1 protein-coding gene is annotated in these 721 nt (G+C 56.2%); it reads right to left on the bottom strand.

Going from position 1 to position 721, the window contains the following annotated elements:
• A partial coding sequence (locus H8S57_RS18395) for a P-loop NTPase family protein (RefSeq protein WP_243204881.1) occupies positions 1-721 on the bottom strand: 721 nt, incomplete at both ends.

Below are 721 nucleotides of genomic sequence, written 5' to 3'. Positions count from 1 at the left end.
GATTCCGGGTCGATGCACAGGATTTTCGTCCCCTTCATGTATTCCGAAAGCATGATGTGCTTCACAACGGTACTCTTGCCGATACCGGCCACACCCATAATCACGAAGCTACTATTGGTTCGGTCGTTTCCACGCTCCCAGGTATCCAGAATCACCAGGCCGCCGTTGCTGTCCTTTGCAAAATAATAGCCCCGGCCATCGTTGTAACCGGAGCTGGCAAACGGAAACCCGCCCACAAAGGTACTCATGGGAATAATGCGGGACACAATGCTGTCCACCGTGGAGTTGGCCGGATAGGTGGGAGAAATGCTCTGGAACCCTTCCTTTTGGAGATTGGCGAGAGTGCGCACCTTGCACTTCTGGATATTGAAGGCGCTCTCCACACGGCGGCAGACCTTTGTGAAGTTGGCTTCATCCTGTGCAATCGGCATCACGGTCAGCGACATCATGGCGACCGTTTCGCCCTCTTGGTCGATCCGCTGCATGATTCTCTCGCCATCCTCGGCGGCTTTCTCGGCGCGCTGCCGGGTCAGCGGGTCTTTGGCACTGTCAGCGGCGCCGCGCTGCTGGACAATGCTTTTGGAGATTGCGGAAATGAGCGCACCATTGTCAATGGGGGTAATCCCCACCGAAACAATGGTGCTGGGGATGTTGGTGATCTTGGAAAGCCACCCCATATCCACCTTCTGCGGATAGCGGACGGCGCCGTACACCTTACCCA

The sequence above is a fragment of the Lawsonibacter hominis genome, from assembly GCF_014287895.1.
Classification (GTDB): Bacteria; Bacillota; Clostridia; order Oscillospirales; family Oscillospiraceae; genus Lawsonibacter_A; species Lawsonibacter_A hominis.
This window is presented reverse-complemented; position numbering and strand designations above follow the sequence as displayed.